At 72.0% G+C, this 16,637-nt stretch carries 14 protein-coding genes; 5 read left to right on the top strand and 9 right to left on the bottom strand.

The window, feature by feature from the left end:
- Positions 1-36 precede the first annotated feature (36 nt).
- Positions 37-2,442 (top strand): excinuclease ABC subunit UvrA, encoded by a 2,406-nt coding sequence (locus tag AB0E07_RS24285; protein ID WP_362255845.1) that lies wholly within the window; start codon positions 37-39, stop codon positions 2,440-2,442.
- 280 nt (positions 2,443-2,722) lie between these two features.
- Here AB0E07_RS24285 and AB0E07_RS24290 read toward each other — a convergent pair whose 3' ends face one another.
- The 5 genes from AB0E07_RS24290 to AB0E07_RS24310 form a co-directional block, all read right to left on the bottom strand.
- Positions 2,723-3,673, bottom strand: coding sequence for a lysophospholipid acyltransferase family protein (locus AB0E07_RS24290; RefSeq protein ID WP_362255848.1), 951 nt, complete (start codon positions 3,671-3,673; stop codon positions 2,723-2,725).
- Positions 3,673-4,446 carry a GNAT family N-acyltransferase gene (locus tag AB0E07_RS24295; protein ID WP_362255851.1) on the bottom strand — a complete coding sequence of 258 codons (774 nt, stop codon included), beginning with the start codon at positions 4,444-4,446 and terminating at the stop codon, positions 3,673-3,675. The genes AB0E07_RS24290 and AB0E07_RS24295 overlap by 1 nt, the downstream gene beginning before the upstream one ends.
- A 206-nt stretch (positions 4,447-4,652) precedes the next feature.
- Positions 4,653-5,402 carry a succinate dehydrogenase/fumarate reductase iron-sulfur subunit gene (locus AB0E07_RS24300; protein WP_362255854.1) on the bottom strand — a complete coding sequence of 250 codons (750 nt, stop codon included), beginning with the start codon at positions 5,400-5,402 and terminating at the stop codon, positions 4,653-4,655.
- The gene (locus tag AB0E07_RS24305) at positions 5,399-7,345 is read right to left on the bottom strand and encodes a fumarate reductase/succinate dehydrogenase flavoprotein subunit (protein WP_362255856.1); all 1,947 of its coding nucleotides are present in this window, start codon (positions 7,343-7,345) and stop codon (positions 5,399-5,401) included. The genes AB0E07_RS24300 and AB0E07_RS24305 overlap by 4 nt, the downstream gene beginning before the upstream one ends.
- Before the next feature lies 1 nt (position 7,346).
- A complete protein-coding gene (locus AB0E07_RS24310) occupies positions 7,347-8,018 on the bottom strand; it encodes a succinate dehydrogenase (RefSeq protein ID WP_362255859.1) in 672 nt (223 codons plus the stop codon).
- Between the two features lie 121 nt (positions 8,019-8,139).
- Between AB0E07_RS24310 and AB0E07_RS24315 the strand changes: the two genes are divergently transcribed.
- Positions 8,140-9,024, top strand: a complete 885-nt coding sequence (locus tag AB0E07_RS24315; RefSeq protein ID WP_362255862.1) for a LysR substrate-binding domain-containing protein — start codon at positions 8,140-8,142, stop codon at positions 9,022-9,024.
- Positions 9,025-9,357: 333 nt separating this feature from the next.
- Here the strand turns inward: AB0E07_RS24315 and AB0E07_RS24320 are convergent, their stop codons facing one another.
- The 3 genes from AB0E07_RS24320 to AB0E07_RS24330 form a co-directional block, all read right to left on the bottom strand.
- Positions 9,358-11,493, bottom strand: a complete 2,136-nt coding sequence (locus AB0E07_RS24320; RefSeq protein WP_362255865.1) for an EAL domain-containing protein — start codon at positions 11,491-11,493, stop codon at positions 9,358-9,360.
- Positions 11,490-12,302, bottom strand: coding sequence for an SAM-dependent methyltransferase (locus tag AB0E07_RS24325; protein WP_362255868.1), 813 nt, complete (start codon positions 12,300-12,302; stop codon positions 11,490-11,492). The genes AB0E07_RS24320 and AB0E07_RS24325 overlap by 4 nt, the downstream gene beginning before the upstream one ends.
- A 327-nt stretch (positions 12,303-12,629) precedes the next feature.
- A complete protein-coding gene (locus AB0E07_RS24330; protein WP_362255871.1) occupies positions 12,630-13,586 on the bottom strand; it encodes an SCO0930 family lipoprotein in 957 nt (318 codons plus the stop codon).
- Between the two features lie 756 nt (positions 13,587-14,342).
- On the opposite strand from AB0E07_RS24330, the gene AB0E07_RS24335 reads away from it, so the two are divergent.
- From AB0E07_RS24335 to AB0E07_RS24345, 3 genes are all read left to right on the top strand, one after another.
- On the top strand, positions 14,343-14,474 hold the full coding sequence (locus AB0E07_RS24335; protein ID WP_362255874.1) for a hypothetical protein: 132 nt from the start codon (positions 14,343-14,345) through the stop codon (positions 14,472-14,474).
- Between the two features lie 16 nt (positions 14,475-14,490).
- Positions 14,491-15,255 carry a DUF4239 domain-containing protein gene (locus tag AB0E07_RS24340; RefSeq protein ID WP_362255877.1) on the top strand — a complete coding sequence of 255 codons (765 nt, stop codon included), beginning with the start codon at positions 14,491-14,493 and terminating at the stop codon, positions 15,253-15,255.
- 224 nt (positions 15,256-15,479) lie between these two features.
- On the top strand, positions 15,480-16,004 hold the full coding sequence (locus AB0E07_RS24345) for a hypothetical protein (RefSeq protein ID WP_362255880.1): 525 nt from the start codon (positions 15,480-15,482) through the stop codon (positions 16,002-16,004).
- Between the two features lie 90 nt (positions 16,005-16,094).
- Here the strand turns inward: AB0E07_RS24345 and AB0E07_RS24350 are convergent, their stop codons facing one another.
- Entirely contained in the window at positions 16,095-16,580 is a 486-nt protein-coding gene (locus AB0E07_RS24350; protein ID WP_362255883.1) for a hypothetical protein, read from the bottom strand.
- Between the last annotated feature and the right edge of the window lie 57 nt (positions 16,581-16,637).

Genomic DNA, 16,637 nt, shown 5'->3' on the forward strand with positions numbered 1-16,637 from the left:
TTTGTCCCCACCTCGTCGCGTACGGAGATGCCCCTCATGCCCGACTCCCCCGACCCGTACGTCCGGGTCCGCGGTGCCCGCGAGCACAACCTCAAGGGTGTGGACGTCGACATCCCGCGGGACGTGCTGGCCGTGTTCACCGGGGTCTCCGGCTCCGGTAAGTCCTCGCTGGCCTTCGGCACGATCTACGCGGAGGCCCAGCGCCGCTACTTCGAGTCGGTGGCGCCGTACGCGCGCCGGCTGATCCACCAGGTGGGGGCACCGAAGGTGGGCGAGATCACCGGGCTGCCGCCCGCGGTCTCCCTCCAGCAGCGCCGCTCGACACCGACCTCGCGCTCCTCGGTCGGCACGGTCACCCAGCTCTCCAACTCCCTGCGCATGCTGTTCTCCCGCGCGGGCGACTACCCGCCGGGCGCCGAACGGCTCGACTCCGACGCCTTCTCCCCCAACACGGCGGCCGGTGCCTGCCCCGAGTGCCACGGTCTCGGGCGGGTCCACCGGACGACCGAGGAGTCGCTGGTCCCCGACCCCTCGCTGTCGATCCGGGACGGCGCGATCGCGGCGTGGCCCGGGGCCTGGCAGGGCAAGAACCTGCGGGACATCCTCGGCGCGCTCGGCCACGACGTCGACCGGCCCTGGCGCGAACTGCCCGCGCAGGAGCGGGAGTGGATCCTGTTCACCGACGAACAGCCGGTGGTCACAGTCCACCCGATCCGGGACGCGGACCGTATCCAACGGCCGTACCAGGGCACGTACATGAGCGCCCGGAGGTACGTCATGAAGACGTTCTCCGACTCCCGCAGCGCGACGCTGCGCGCCCGTGCGGAGCGCTTCCTGACCAGTGCGCCCTGTCCCGCGTGCGGCGGCAGCAGGCTGCGCCCCGAGGCCCTCGCGGTGACCTTCGCCGGCCGGACGATCGCCGAACTGGCCGCGCTGCCGCTGACGGAACTCGCCGGCATCCTGCACGGCGGCTCGGAGGCGGTCCGGGTGCTCACCGACGACCTGCGCTCCCGGATCGGCCCGGTGGTGGAACTGGGGCTCGGCTACCTCAGCCTCGACCGTTCCACCCCCACGCTCTCCGCGGGCGAGCTGCAACGCCTCAGGCTCGCCACGCAGTTGCGCTCCGGACTCTTCGGGGTCGTGTACGTCCTCGACGAGCCGTCCGCCGGACTGCACCCCTCGGACACGGAGGCGCTGCTCACCGTACTGGCGCGACTGAAGGCCGCCGGGAACTCGGTGTTCGTGGTCGAGCACCACCTGGACGTGGTCCGCGGCGCGGACTGGCTGGTGGACGTGGGCCCGCGCGCCGGCGAGCACGGCGGGCGGGTCCTGCACAGCGGTCCGCCCGCGCAACTGGCCGCGGTGCCGGAGTCGGAGACGGCCCGTTTCCTCTTCGGCCGCTCCTCCCTTCCGGACCGTCGGCTCCGCGCGCCCACGGGGCAGTTGAAGGTCGGCCCGGTGACCCGGCACAATCTGCGCGCGGTGACCGCCGAGTTCCCGCTCGGGGTGTTCACCGCCGTCACCGGGGTCTCCGGTTCGGGGAAGTCCACGCTCGTCGGGGAGATCACCGAGGAGTCGGCGGGCGTCGGCCGGCTGGTGTGCGTCGACCAGAAGCCGATCGGCCGGACCCCGCGCTCCAACCTCGCCACCTACACGGGCCTGTTCGACGCGGTACGCAAGGCGTTCGCCGCGACGGACCTCGCCCGGGAGCGGGGGTACGGCGTCGGCCGCTTCTCCTTCAACGTGGCGGGAGGGCGCTGCGAGACCTGCCAGGGCGAGGGCTTCGTCAGCGTGGAACTCCTCTTCCTGCCCAGCACCTACGCGCCCTGCCCGGACTGCGGGGGCAGCCGCTACCACCCCGAGACGCTCGAAGTGACCTACCGGGGACGGAACATCGCACAGGTGCTGGACCTCACGGTGGAAGCGGCCGCCGACTTCTTCGCGGACAGCCCCCAGGTGTCCCGGAGCCTGTCCGCCCTGCTCGACGTCGGCCTCGGCTACCTGCGGCTCGGGCAGCCCGCCACCGAGCTGTCCGGCGGCGAGGCCCAGCGGATCAAGCTGGCGAGTGAACTCCAACGGGGCCGCCGCGCCCACACCCTGTACCTCCTGGACGAACCGACCACGGGCCTGCACCCGGCCGACGTCGAGGTCCTGACGGCCCGACTCCACGCCCTGGTGGACGACGGCCACACCGTGATCGTCGTCGAGCACGACATGTCGGTCGTGGCGGCCGCGGACTGGGTCATCGACCTGGGCCCCGGCGGCGGCACCGCAGGCGGCCGCATCGTAGCCGCGGGCCCCCCACCCCAGATCGCCCAAACCCAAAGCCCCACGGCCCCCTACCTAACCCGCGCCCTCACCCCAACGCCCCCAGGGGCGCGAGGAACTGCGCAACCGGCCACAACAGCCCCGCACCCAACACCCAACCAGCACCCCCACTAACCCCAGGGGCGCGAGGAACCGCGCGACCAACCACAACGGCGCCGCACCGCCGAACGAGCCGACACCCCCACCCCCCAGGGGCGCGGGGAACTGCGCGACCAGCCACAACAACCCCGCACCCAACACCCAACCACCACCCCCACTAACCCCAGGGGCGCGAGGAACCGCGCGACCAGCCACAACAACCCCGCACCCAACACCCAACCAGCACCCCCACTAACCCCAGGGGCGCGGGGAACTGCGCGACCAGCCACAACAGCGCCGCACGCAACAGACGACCCTAGCCCCCCAGATCCGCATGGGCCCGACCCGGCCCAGCCACCGCAGGTACCGGCTGGGCCGCCCGAGCCAACCCCCGCCGATCAAGATGAACCCCCGCCGGGATAGCGGCCCGGATCTCGACCTCCGCCACCAGCCGCCGAGCCGTGACCACCCGCCACACCGACGCAAGCAACGAGTCCTCCCCCACGAACGCGGGCGCCGTACTCGCCGCACCCCCCTCGACCCGGTACCGCAGCCGAACCGGCTGCACCGGCACCCCCGCGTCCAGCGCGGCCTGGAACACCGCCCGCCGAAAGGCGCCCTGCGCCCGCCCGCACCAGGTGCTGCCCTCGGGGAAGGCGACCACCGCCGCACCGGAGCGGAGCGCGTCGGCGATCCGGGCCACCGTCCGGGGCAGCTCCCGCAGCCGGTCCCGTTCGATGAAGAGCGCACCGCTGCGCGCGGTCAGCCCGCCCGCCACCGGCCACCCCCGGATCTCGGCCTTGGCCAGCATCCGGGCCGGACGGACCGCGGCCAGCAGCGGGATGTCCAGCCAGGAGATGTGGTTGGCGACCAGGAGCAGCCCGCCGTCCGGGGCCACCGCGCCGCCCGTGACCCGCAGACGCACGCCCGCGGCACGGACCACGGCCCGGCTCCAGCCCCGGATCAGCACGTCGCGCCGGGCCACAGGCACCAGCCGGGACACCGGCAGCAGGGCGACCCCCACCAGGAGCGTCACCAGCAGCGCCACGATCCGCAGCACCGCGCGCGGCACGTCCGCGACGGTCCGGCCGGCCGTGACGCAGACCTGTGGCGAGCAGGGCGCGGTGGGCAGCCAGGCACTGGTCGGCACGACCGGCCGGGGCACGGCGGCGACCGCGGCCCGCCGCTCTCGCCTCTCCCGCCGCCGGGACAGCGCCCCGGCACCGGCCGGGAGGACCGCCGCCGCCCCCGTACGCAGGGGGCTCATCAGGCCGGGACGAGCGAGAGGAAGTGCTTCAGATAGCGCGCGTTGACCCGGCGCATCGACAGCAGCACGTACAGGTCGGCGACCCCGAAGTCCGGGTCGTGGGCGGGCTCCGCGCAGACCCACGCGCCGAGCCGGAGGTAGCCGCGCAGCAGCGGGGGGAGTTCGGTGCGGCCCTGCGGACGGGCCACGCCCTCGGGGCTCCAGGGCAGCAGCGGACGGACCCGGTACTCCTCGGGTGCCAGGTGCTTCTCCCTGACCCGGTCCCAGGTGGCCGCGGCGAGGGTGCCGCCGTCGGCGAGCGGGACGGAGCAGCAGCCGGCCAGCCACTCGTGGCCGTTGTCGACCATGTAGCGCGCTATGCCGGCCCAGATCAGGCCGATGACCGCGCCGTCGCGGTGGTCGGGGTGGACGCAGGAGCGGCCGACCTCGACCAGACCGGGGCGGATCGGGTCGAGGGGGGCGAGGTCGAACTCGCCCTCCGAGTAGAGCCGTCCGGCGACCGCGGCGCGGTCCGGGGGCAGCAGCCGGTAGGTGCCGACGACCTGGCCGGTGCCGGTCTCGCGGACCAGCAGGTGGTCGCAGTAGGCGTCGAAGGCGTCGATGTCGTGCCCCGGCTGCGGGGTGTCGAGGAGGGCGCCCATCTCGCCGGCGAAGACCTCGTGGCGCAGGCGCTGCGCGGCGCGCACGTCGTCCTCGGTGCGGGCGATGCCCACGGTGTAGCGGGTGGGGGCCGCCGGCTGCGGGGGGCGGTCGAGCGTGGAAACGCCGTTCATGGCTCTCTCCTGGTCACGGCCGGGGACGGTTGAGCGGCCGGAACAGTTCTTCCGACGCCGGGCGTCGGGCGCGTGACAGGCGTCGGGAGAGCGGATGTGAGGATGTTGAATGGCAGGGGCCGGAACGGCGAAGCGGGGCCGGGGAGCACCTCCCGACCCCGCTCGTCCGCACGTTTTCGGCGAACGTTCACTGTGCCGCTACGGCACTACCGCTTGCCGACCTTGCGGGTGGCGCGCAGCCACTCCTTGTTCATGCCGGTGATGGAGAAGAGCGGGATGCCCTTGGGGCAGGCGGTGGCGCACTCCCCGGCCAGCGTGCAGCCGCCGAAGCCCTCCTCGTCCATCTGCGCCACCATGTCCAGCACCCGGGTCTCCCGCTCGGGGGCGCCCTGGGGCAGCACGTTCAGGTGGTTGATCTTCGCGGAGGTGAAGAGCATGGCCGCGCCGTTGGGGCAGGCGGCGACGCACGCCCCGCAGCCGATGCACTCGGCGTGCTCGAAGGCGAAGTCGGCGTCGGGCTTGGGCACCGGCGCGGCGTGCGCCTCCGGGGCGGCACCGGTGGGCGCGGTGATGTAGCCGCCCGCCTGGATGATCCGGTCGAAGGCGGACCGGTCGACGACGAGGTCCTTGATGACGGGGAACGCGGAGGCCCGCCAGGGCTCGATGTCGATCGTGTCGCCGTCGTCGAAGGACCGCATGTGCAGCTGGCAGGTGGTCGTCCGCTCCGGCCCGTGCGCGTCTCCGTTGATCACCAGGGAGCAGGCGCCGCAGATGCCCTCGCGGCAGTCGTGGTCGAAGGCGACCGGGTCCTCGCCCTTGAGGATGAGCTCCTCGTTGAGGGTGTCGAGCATCTCCAGGAAGGACATGTCGGAGGAGATCCCGTCCACCTCGTAGGTGGACATGGCGCCTTCGGCGCCGGCGTTCTTCTGCCGCCAGACGCGCAGGGTGAGCTTCATGCGTAGCTCCGCTGAGTGGGGTGGACGTACTCGAAGACCAGGTCTTCCTTGTGCAGGGTGGGGGCCGCTCCGGTCCCGGTGAACTCCCAGGCGGCGGCGTACGCGAACTCGTCGTCGCGCCGTTCGGCCTCGCCGTCGGCGGTCTGGGACTCCTCGCGGAAGTGGCCGCCGCAGGACTCGGCGCGGTGCAGCGCGTCGAGGCACATCAGCTCGGCGAGCTCCAGGTAGTCGACGACCCGGTTGGCCTTCTCCAGCGACTGGTTGAACTCCTCGCCGGTACCGGGGACCTTGATGCGCCGCCAGAACTCCTCGCGGATCTGCGGGATGCGCTCCAGGGCCTTGCGCAGCCCGGCGTCGGTGCGGGCCATGCCGCAGAACTCCCACATGAGTTCGCCGACCTCGCGGTGGAAGGAGTCGGGGGTGCGGTCGCCGTCGACGGAGAGGAGCAGGTTGATCCGGTCCTCGGTCTCGGCCAGCACCTCCTGGACGGCGGGGTGTTCGGCGGTCACCGGCTCCTGGTGCGGGTTGCGGGCCAGGTAGTCGTTGATGGTGGCCGGCAGGACGAAGTAGCCGTCGGCGAGGCCCTGCATCAGCGCGGAGGCGCCGAGGCGGTTGGCGCCGTGGTCGGAGAAGTTGGCCTCGCCGACCGCGAACAGGCCGGGGATCGTGGTCTGGAGGTCGTAGTCGACCCACAGCCCGCCCATCGTGTAGTGCACGGCGGGGTAGATCCGCATGGGCACCTGGTACGGGTCCTCGTCGGTGATCCGGTGGTACATGTCGAAGAGGTTGCCGTACTTGGCCTCGACCGCCTTGCGGCCCATGCGCTTGATGGCGTCCGCGAAGTCGAGGTAGACGCCCTGGCCGCCGGGGCCGACGCCGCGGCCCTCGTCGCAGACGTTCTTCGCGGCGCGGGAGGCGATGTCACGCGGGACGAGGTTGCCGAAGGAGGGGTAGATGCGTTCCAGGTAGTAGTCGCGCTCGTCCTCGGGGATCTTGTTGGCGGGCCGGTCGTCGCCCTTGGCCTTCGGCACCCAGATCCGGCCGTCGTTGCGCAGCGACTCGCTCATCAGCGTCAGCTTGGACTGGTGGTCGCCGGTGCGCGGGATGCAGGTCGGGTGGATCTGCGTGAAGCAGGGGTTGGCGAAGTAGGCGCCGCGCCGGTGGGCGCGCCACACGGCGGTGGCGTTGGAGTTCATGGCGTTCGTCGACAGGTAGAAGACGTTGCCGTAGCCGCCGGAGGCGAGGACGACGGCGTCCGCGAAGTACGTGTCGATCCTGCCCGTGATCAGGTCGCGGGCGACGATGCCGCGGGCCCGTCCGTCGATGACGACCAGGTCGAGCATCTCGGTGCGCGGGTGCATCTCGACGTTGCCCGCGGCGATCTGCCGGGACAGTGCCTGGTAGGCGCCGAGGAGGAGCTGCTGGCCCGTCTGGCCGCGGGCGTAGAAGGTGCGGGAGACCTGGACGCCGCCGAACGAGCGGGTGTCGAGCAGGCCGCCGTACTCGCGGGCGAACGGCACGCCCTGGGCGACGCACTGGTCGATGATCTCGACGGAGATCTGCGCGAGGCGGTGGACGTTGGACTCGCGGGCCCGGAAGTCGCCGCCCTTGACGGTGTCGTAGAACAGACGGTGCACGGAGTCGCCGTCGTTGCGGTAGTTCTTGGCGGCGTTGATGCCACCTTGCGCGGCGATGGAGTGGGCCCGGCGCGGGGAGTCCTGGTAGCAGAACTGGACGACGTGGTAGCCCTGTTCGGCGAGGGTGGCCCCGGCGGAGCCGCCGGCCAGTCCGGTGCCGACGACGATCACCGTGTGCTTGCGCCGGTTGGCGGGGTTGACCAGCTTGGCCTCGAAACGGCGCTTGTCCCAGCGCTCGTTGACCGGGCCCTGGGGCGCCTTGGTGTCGGTGACCGGCTCGCCGGTCCGGTAGTCGGTGTAGGTCATCTCAGCTCACCACTCCGGTCATGACGCCCACGGGCACGGCGAGGAAGCCGCACGTGAGCAGCACTGCTAGAACGTTGGCGACGGTCTTCAGGGCGCGGTCGCGGGTGCGGCTGCCCGCGCCCAGGGTCTGGGCGGCGCTCCAGAAGCCGTGCCGGATGTGCATGCCGACGGCGAGCACGGCGACGATGTAGATGACGTTGCCGTACCAGGTGGAGAAGGTGTCCACGACGTTCTGGTACGGGCGTCCCTCCTCGAAGCCGCCCGAGTGCACGGTGCCGGTGGTCAGGTCGAGGATGTGCCAGACGATGAACAGGGCGAGGATGATCCCGCCCCAGCGCATGGTCCGGGTCGCGTAGCTCGACCGGGCCTTCCGGTGGACGTACCTCTCGGGCCGCGCCTTGATGTCGCGGCGGCTGAGCTGGTAGGCGGAGACGCCGTGCGCGATCACCGCGACCACCAGCACGATCCGCACCAGCCAGAGCGTCCACTCGTAGTGCATGAAGGGCTCGCCGAGCGTGCGCAGCCAGTGCGCGTAGTGGTTGAACTCGCCGGCCCCGAAGAAGATCTTCAGGTTTCCCAACATGTGGACGACCAGATACGACAGCATGATCAGCCCGCTGACCGCCATCACGGTCTTCTTGCCGACGGAGCTGTCCCACACCGTGCGTGCCATGGACGGTCGTCGGTCCGTCCGCGTTGCCAGAGCCATGTCACCAGAAGGTACGGGGGGAGCAGCCGATCGGTCCAAGACATCCTCCGGCTCGTTTCCATAGCCAACGGCTATCGTGGGGGTCATGCAGTTCCAGCAGCTCCAGTACTTCGTGGCCGTCGCCGAGACCCGGCACTTCACCCGGGCCGCCGACCTGGTCCACGTGGCGCAGCCGTCTCTGTCCCAGCAGATCAAGGCCCTGGAACGGGAGCTGGGGGCGGACCTGTTCCTGCGGGCGCGGGGCAACATCACGCTCACCGACGCGGGCGAGGCACTGCTGCCGCTGGCCCGGCGCATCCTGGCCGACGCGGATACAGCGCGGCTCGAAGTCCAGGAGCTGGTCCAGCTGCGCAGTGGTCGGGTCCGGCTGGGGGCGACGCCGAGCCTGTGCACCGGTCTGCTGCCGGACGTGCTGCGCGCCTTCCACGACCGCTATCCGGGCATCCGGCTGCTGATCGAGGAGGGCGGCTCCCACGACCTGGTGCGGGAGCTGGCCCGCGGGGCGCTGGACTTGGCGCTGGTGGTGCTGCCGCTGCCGACGCCGTCGCCGGCGCTGGCCACGGTGGAGCTGCTGCGGGAGGACCTGGTGGTGGTGTCCTCGCCGGACGCGCCGAAGCCGGGGCACGGGCGGCGGACGGTGCGGATCGCCGATCTGGAGGGCGAGCGGCTGGTGATGTTCCGGCACGGGTACGACCTGCGGGAGCTGACCGTGGCCGCGTGTCGCTCCGCGGGGTTCGAGCCGGACTTCGCGGTGGAGGGCGGGGAGATGGACGCCGTCCTGGGGTTCGCGCGGGCGGGGCTGGGGGTGGCGGTCGTGCCCCGGATGGTCGCCGCGCGGGCGGGGCGGGGGCTGCGGGTCACTCCGTTGGCCAATCCCGGGCTGCATCGGACCATCGCGTTGGCGCACCGCAGTGATGTGGCTCCGCCGCGGGCGGCTCGGGAGCTTCAGCGGATGCTGTTGGAGCGGTGACGGGGCCCGGTCGGGCCGTTGTTCGTTCGCGCCGTGCGGGGGCGCGGGTGCGTCGTGGTCGCTCGCGCAGTTCCCCGCGCCCCTTGCAGGGCGCTTCTGCTCGCCCGTCGGGCAGTGAACGGGCCCGGTCGGGCCGTTGTGCGGTCGCTTCGTTGCGGGGCGCGGGTGCGTCGTGGTCGCTCGCGCAGTTCCCCGCGCCCCTTGCAGGGCGCTTCTGCTCGGCCGTCGGGCCGTTGTGCGGTCGCTTCGTTGCGGGGCGCGGGTGCGTCGTGGTCGCTCGCGCCGTTCCCCGCGCCCCTCAAGGACGCGCCCCCTTGCAGGGGCGCGTCCTCGTCAGCCTGTTGCGTCGACCAGGGCCAGTTCGTGCAGGCGGTCCGGGGGGCCGGGGCGGGCGTAGTACCAGCCCTGGGCCGTGTCGCAGCCGAGCAGGCGCAGTTGCTCGGCCTGGGCGCCGGTCTCCACGCCCTCGACCGTGACCGCGAGGTTCAGACTGTGGGCCAGGGAGACGATCCCCTCGACGATCTTCAGGTCGACGGGGTCCGCCGGGAACTGCTGCATGCTCTGCGTGAAGGAGCGGTCCAGCTTCAGGACGCTCACCGGCAGCCTGCGCAGGTTGGCCAGGTTGGAGTAGCCGGTGCCGAAGTCGTCCAGGGCGATGTCCACGCCCATCTCGGCCAGCCGGCGCAGCGGCTTGAGCAGGTCGTCGTCGGCGCCGATCAGCGCCGACTCGGTGACTTCGAGGCAGAGCACGTCGGGGTCGACCCCGGTGCGCTCCAGGATGTCGACGGTGTCCTGCACCAGACCGGGGTGGGTGAGCTGGCAGGGCGAGAGGTTGACGTTGATGCGCAGCGGCCCCGCGTCCGAGTGGCGGTCGCGCCACTCACGGGCCTGGCGGACCGACTGCTCCAGCACCCAGCGGCCCAGCGGGACGATCAGCCCGGTGTGCTCGGCGAGCGGGATGAACCGGTCCGGTCCGAGGACGCCGTGCTGCGGGTGCAGCCAGCGGACCAGCGCCTCGGCGCCCCGGACGCTGCCGTCGCCGAGGTGCACCAGCGGCTGGTACTCGATGAAGAACTCGCCGCGGTCCAGGGCGGTGGGCAGCGCCGTGGTCAGCCCGTGCCGGGTGATGGCGCGGGCGTCCGCCTCCGGGTCGGCCAGCTCGAAGCGGTTCCCGCCGGCCGACTTGGCCCGGTACATCGTGATGTCGGCGCTGCGCAGCACCTCGGCCGGGCTCCGCTCCCCCGCCGGGCCCTCGACGACGCCGATGCTGCCGCGGACGGTCAGCTCGCGCCCCTCGACGGTGATCGGGGCGAGCAGCGCGTGCATGATGCGGGCGGCGAGGTCGTCGACCTCGCGCTCGGTGTCGGGGCCGGTGGTCAGCGCGACGAACTCGTCGCCGCCGAGGCGGGCCACCATCTCGCCGGGCGCGGTCGCGCACGCCTGGAGCCGGTCGGCGACCTCCACCAGCAGCCGGTCGCCGGCCGCGTGCCCGAGGCTGTCGTTGATGGTCTTGAAGCCGTCCAGGTCGAGATAGCAGAGCCCGAACCGCTGGCCGGCGCCCGCACCGAGCGCCTTCTCCAGGCGCTCGAAGAACAGCGTGCGGTTGGGCAGTCCGGTGAGCGCGTCGTGGGTGGCCTCGTAGCGCAGCCGCAGGTTGAGCAGCCGCCGCTCGGTGGTGTCCTCCATGAGCGCGAGCTGGTACTCGGGGTTGCCGTCGGCGTCCCGCAGCAGGGAGACGGTGAGGTTGGTCCACAGGACCGTGCCGTCGGGGCGGTAGAACGCCTTCTCCACGTGGTAGTGCTCGCGCTCGCCGCGGACGAGTTCCTCGTACAGCTTCCAGACCTGCGGCGCGTCCTCGGGGTGGGTCCACTCCATGACGTTGCGGCCGCGCACCAGTTGCTCGGCGCCGCCGAACATCCGTACCAGCGCGCCGTTGACCTGGAGCATGTTCCCGGCGAGGTCGGCGATACCGATCCCTATCGCCGCGCCCTCGAACACCGCCCGGAACCGGGCCTCGCTGGAGTGCAGCGCCTGGGCGACCACGCCCTGCGCCTTCAGGGCGGCCGCGGAGATCGCCTCCTGCTCGGCGAGCGTCCGCTCGCGCAGCGCCTGCGCGTAGCCGGCCGCCATGGCGTGCTGGAGCCGGGCGCTGCGGGCCCGGAGGTCCTCCTGGGGGGAGTCGTCACCGCAGTAGAGGACGAGGTAGGCGTCGACGCAGTCGAGGGTGTGGCTCAGCGCGTCAGGGTCGGTGCAGTGCGCGTCGACGAGAGCGGCGCCGACCGCCCGGCCCTCGTCCGGGTCGAAGGTCCTCGCCCGCAGCGCCTCGCTCAACCGCCGTGCCAGCGGGAGCAGTTGCTTCTCGAACTCCGGGCGGGTCGACGAGGTGGTGGTGACCGGGAACACGGCCCGGCTCCAGATCGTCGCGAACCGGCGCAGTCTGTCCTCCGGCCCGTCCGGCTCCGCGCTCACGCCGTACGCCCCACGCCCGCGAACCCGGAGAAGGCCCATGGATCCTCATCCTCCGGCGCGGTGTCGGACCGCCAGTGCGGCATCGGCACCAGTCCGGGTTCCACCATGTCGTACCCCTCGAAGAACCGGGCGATCTCGTCGCGCGAGCGCATGATCAACGGGTTGCGGATGTCCTCGTACACGCCCACCGTGCCCTCGGCCCGCTCCGCGGCGAGGGGGATTCCCTCGTACGAGGCATGCGTGAGGATCAGCAGGCTGCCGGGCGCGAGCGCGTCGCGCAGTTCGGCGACCGCCGCGTACGGGTCGTCCGCGTCTTCCACGAAGTGCAGTATGGCAACGAGCAGCAGGGCCACCGGACGGTTCAGGTCGATCAGCCGCTCCACCTGAGGGCTCGCCAGGATCTCCCGGGGCTTGCGCAGATCGGCCGCGAGGACGTCGGTCTGCTCGTCCCCGTCGAGCACGGCCTGGCTGTGCGCGACGGCGACCGGGTCGTGGTCGACGTAGACCACGCGGGCCTCGGAGCTGGCGGCCCGGGCCACCTCGTGGACGTTGCCGAAGGTGGGGATGCCCGAGCCGATGTCGAGGAACTGGGTGACGCCCTCGGCTGCCGCGTACCGGACCGCGCGGCGCATGAAGGCCCGGTTCGCCTGCATGATCTTCGGCAGTCCCGGCAGGAAGTCCATGGCCCGGCGGGCGGCCTCCCGGTCGACCTCGAAGTTGTGCGAACCGCCCAGGTAGTAGTCGTAGATTCGCGAGACGCTCGGCACCGAGATGTCGATGCTCCGTGGTGCCCACGCGGGACGCTCCATCTACCTCTCCAGGGCTCAGGCGATCCAGTGTTCGAGCTGAGGCTACTGATCGCCTGCCAATGGGGCGAGCCGAAACGGAAATTGACCATCCGTTCCCGGTCACTGCCTGCGGCACGTGCCGATGACGCGGGACGGAATTCCGCTACGAAACGCGTCCGAAGCGCTCCACAGAGTTCCGAACCGTGCGGAAGCGGGCCGGGGGCGCGGGCCCTCGCCGGAGCGCCGGGGGCAGACACGGATCCACCCCCTCCGTGCCGTTCGGAGGGGGTGGATCCGGGATCGGGCGCGCCCTGACGGTTCGTCCGACGCTCGCTGGGCTCTCGCCTCCTACTCCTTGTCCGGCGCGCCGATCGGCTTGCCGTCGGGGGCGACGGCGTACCAGGTGCCGCCGACACCCTGACCGTTGGTGTCACCGGGAGCCTTGTCACCGGCGAAGGTGTAGATCGGCCAGCAGTTGACCGTCTGCTGCTTGGCGCCGTCGGGCCGGGTGAAGCTCATCAGGCCCTTCTTCTGCACGCCCTTGGTGTCGTCGTTCGCCACCGGCGCGACCACGGGCCACTTCTCCAGGCAGGCGTCGGTGCAGGCGGAGACCGGCTCCGGCCAGGCCTCGTCCTTCATGAAGCGGTATACCGTCATACCGTTCTTGTCGACGACGATCTCGCCGAGTTCGGGGTCCTCACGGGTGGACAGTCCGGGCAGGTCGGCCAGCGTGGCCTTCTTGCCGTCGGGGGCCAGCGCGTACCAGGTGCCGCCCACGCCCTGCCCCTTGGTGTCACCGGCGTTGACGTCCTTGGCGTAGCGGTAGGCCGGCCAGCCGCCGATCGTCAGCTGCTTGGTGCCGTCGGGCCTGGTCACCTCGCCGAGCTGGGACTTGTCGACGCCGGCACCGGCCGAGACGTCGTCCGCCGGAACGGGCGGCCAGGTCGTGGCGCAGTCGCCCTCGCAGTTGGTCTTGGGGGGTTCGGCGGTGTCCTTGTCGAAGCGGTAGAGGGTAAGCCCCGCACTGTCGGTCAGGACCTTGCCCAGCTCGGCGTTGGTGGACACGGACAGTTCACCGGCCGCGGTCGCCTGCGCCCCTGCGCCCGCCGCCCCCGCGTCGGCGGTGCCGGACTCGGCACCCGTTCCCAGGCCCGTACCGGCCGTTCCGTAGTCCCCGGCCGCTGCCGTCGCACCGACGTTCTGGCTGCTCGCCGGCGGGGTGGTCTCCTGACCGCACGCAGTGGTCAGCGCCAGCACCGCCACGGCGCTCACCACGAGCGAGGCGCTCCGCCACGAGGTCTTCATTGTCAACTCCCCATAATCACAAGGGTGTTGCAGCGCCCTGCTGCGCCGCCGCACGACATTGGGTACGCATGCGGACCATGGTCGCGTTCAACGACGGCACAAATTTCTTTCCGAAACCTGTGCCGTCCCGTGTCTTTCGTACAGCTGATCGGGGCGACGGACGCGCGAGCGGGCCGACGATCAAGCGGACGGCCGCCCGCCTCCCTCCTTCGGGGCAATCCCCCGACCAGTGCGGCGCGCCGCCGCCCGCGAAGCCTCAGGATCTTGGGCGTGTATGGACCCGATTCGACCCAATCCGCCATCGCCTCCCGGGTGTTGGCGGTGCTGGCGCTGAGCTGGCTGCTCGTGGGGGCACCGGCGGCCCCGGCCGAGGCCGACGCCTGCGCGTACGCCTCCACAGGGCCGGGCGGAACCGAGGCGGTGGCGGTCGCCGGCAGCGCCGCCTGGTGCCCCACCCCCACACCGCCGCCCCCACCCCCACCGCCCACTCCCTGCCCGACCCCGACCCCCACACCCCCTCCCCCGAAACCCACCCCCACCCCCGCACCACCACCCAAGCCCACCCCCGAGCCGCCCAGGCCCACACCCACGCCCACGCCGGCCCCGGAACCACCGCCCCCGGCTCCCGCGCCCGCGGCCCCCGTCCCGGCCCCCCCGCCGCCACCGCCTCCGCCGCCCACGCCGACACCCACCCCCACCCCGACGCCGACTCCGTCCCCGTCCGCCAAGCCGGCCCCGGGTCCCGTCGCGGCCCCCGTGCACTACCCCCGCTACCGCAGCACCACCGCCAAACGGCCCCCGGCCCGCGGCGCCACCGCACCCCTCACCTTCGTCCTGCTCATCGCCGCGCCCGCGATCGTCGCCGTCGCCGCGCTGCGCCCGCGCTGATCCCTGGAGGCACCCCTTGCCGGAATGGCTTGTTCTCACCCTCGCGATGCTCGCCGCCTGTGTCGTGGTGATCGGCATCACGTTTATCCGCCACCGCACGGCGGACGACGACGAGGACCCCTCCGACACCCCGGACGTCATCGAGTACATGACGATGTGGATCGGCGTCGTCTACGCCATCGTCCTCGGCCTGGCCATCGCCGGGGTCTGGGAGGGCCGCAGCGCGGCGGAGAACCACGTCCAGTCGGAGGCGGTCGCGCTGCACGAGGTCTCCGAACGGGTCCGGGTGTACCCGCCGGAGGTGCGTGACCGTATTCGGGAGGATGTCAACGCCTATGTCGGACACGTCGTGACCACCGAGTGGGAGGCCATGTCCGAGCGTGACGAGGTCACGGAGCGGGGGACGGAACTGCTCCAGCGGATCCGCGAGGACGTCACCGACTACGAACCGCGCGACGATTTCGAGGCCCAGGCGTACCAGCCGCTCCTCGACCAGGTGGCCGCCGCGGACCAGGCACGCCAGGCGCGGGCGAACTCCACCGGCGAGACCATGCCGGGGGTGGTGTGGTTCGGGCTGATCGCCGGGGCCGTGATCACCGTGGGCATGATCCTGGCCCTCCAGATCAGACGGACCCCGCGCGAGCTGACCCTCGCCGTGCTGTTCTCCGCGCTGATCGCCTTCCTGCTCTTCCTCATCTGGGACTTCGACTCGCCCTACAGCCGTGGCGTCACGGCCTCCGCGGAGCCGTTCCTGAACCTCTTCCCCGAGATCAAGGGCTGACGGGGGCTCACCGGCTCCCGGGCCGGGCGGCGGGGGCGCCACGCCGCCGCCGTCCCCCGTCCGCGGGAACGGACGTCCCCTGAGCGGCCCACACGCTTGCCCCATTCGCACGACAGCGTTCGCGCAGGTGTGCGCACCTTCCTAGCGTTTCGATCATCGAGGTGCATTTCTGGCGCAAGCGGAAAAGGTCCGCTGCTGCTCCTCGGGGACCCGGAGGAACCACCATGCGCGCGATACGCGTCGCTTCGGCCGCACTGCTGGGCCTGACCGCCCTCTCGCTCGCCGCACCCGCCGCCACGGCGCGGGGGGAGGACAACATCACGCCGTTCGGCTTCAGCGTCCTGCCGTCCACCGTCGCCGCGGGCGGACAGGTGACCCTGCGGGTCGACCGGCACGACGGCGGCTGCAAGGGGCCCGCGATCGTCAGCTCGGCGGTCTTCGACACGGTCAAGATCCACAAGCATCAGTCCCAGGGCACGGCGGTCGTGGACTGGGACGCCAAGCCGGGCGCGACGTACCAGGTCTCGTTCACCTGTGACAACGTCACCGGCTCGACGGAACTGACCATCGCGGGCGGCCGCCCGGCTCCCCTGGAGCCGGTGACGCATCACGGCGTGCACGCGGGCGAGGGCGGCACCGTCGGCGGGTTCGACCTCAAGGAGATCGGCCTCGGTGCCGCGCTGATCGCCGGGTCGGTCGGGGCGGCGTACCACCTCTCCCGCAGGCGCACCTCGGAGGACGGCGGCTGAGGCCGACGCGCACAGACCTTCGCCCCGGTTCCCCCACGAAGGGGGCCGGGGCGAAGGTCTGTGCGCCGCGCGATGCCCGAGGAGAAGCAATCAGATCCGCTTCTCGGACCGGCGACGCATCCAGAACAGCCCGCCGCCGGCGGCCGCGGCGGCGACCAGGGCACCGCCGATGGCCATGTCGGTCGGGGTGGCACCGGAGGTGGAGCTGCCGCCGATACCGCCGCGGACGCCACCGATGACGGTGAAGGCGGCCGGACGGGTCAGCGTCCTGCCGGAGCAGTTGACGGTGATGTCGTAGGTGCCGGGGTTGGCGTTGCTGTTGATCGTCGCGGTGCCCTTCGAGGTCTCGTTGGCACCGTGGACGGGCGACAGGGTCGTCGAGGGGAAGGCGTTGGAGGTCGCGGTGCCGCCGTCACGGCAGCCGTCGACGGTGATGGTCATCTGGCCGCCTCGGGCGATGACGCTGGGCAGGGCGACGATGTTGCTCGGGCTGTCCCACGCGACGGCCGCGGGAGCGGCGAACCCGAGGGCGGCGACCGCCGCCGCTGACACCGCCAGGGCACGAGAGTTACGCATCTGATCCTCCGCGGAAGACGCCCCGGGAACCGTCCCCGGTGGATCGGCGAGAAAGCG

Origin of the sequence: Streptomyces sp. NPDC048002, from assembly GCF_040653275.1 — a bacterium.
In the GTDB taxonomy this organism is placed as follows: domain Bacteria; phylum Actinomycetota; class Actinomycetes; order Streptomycetales; family Streptomycetaceae; genus Streptomyces.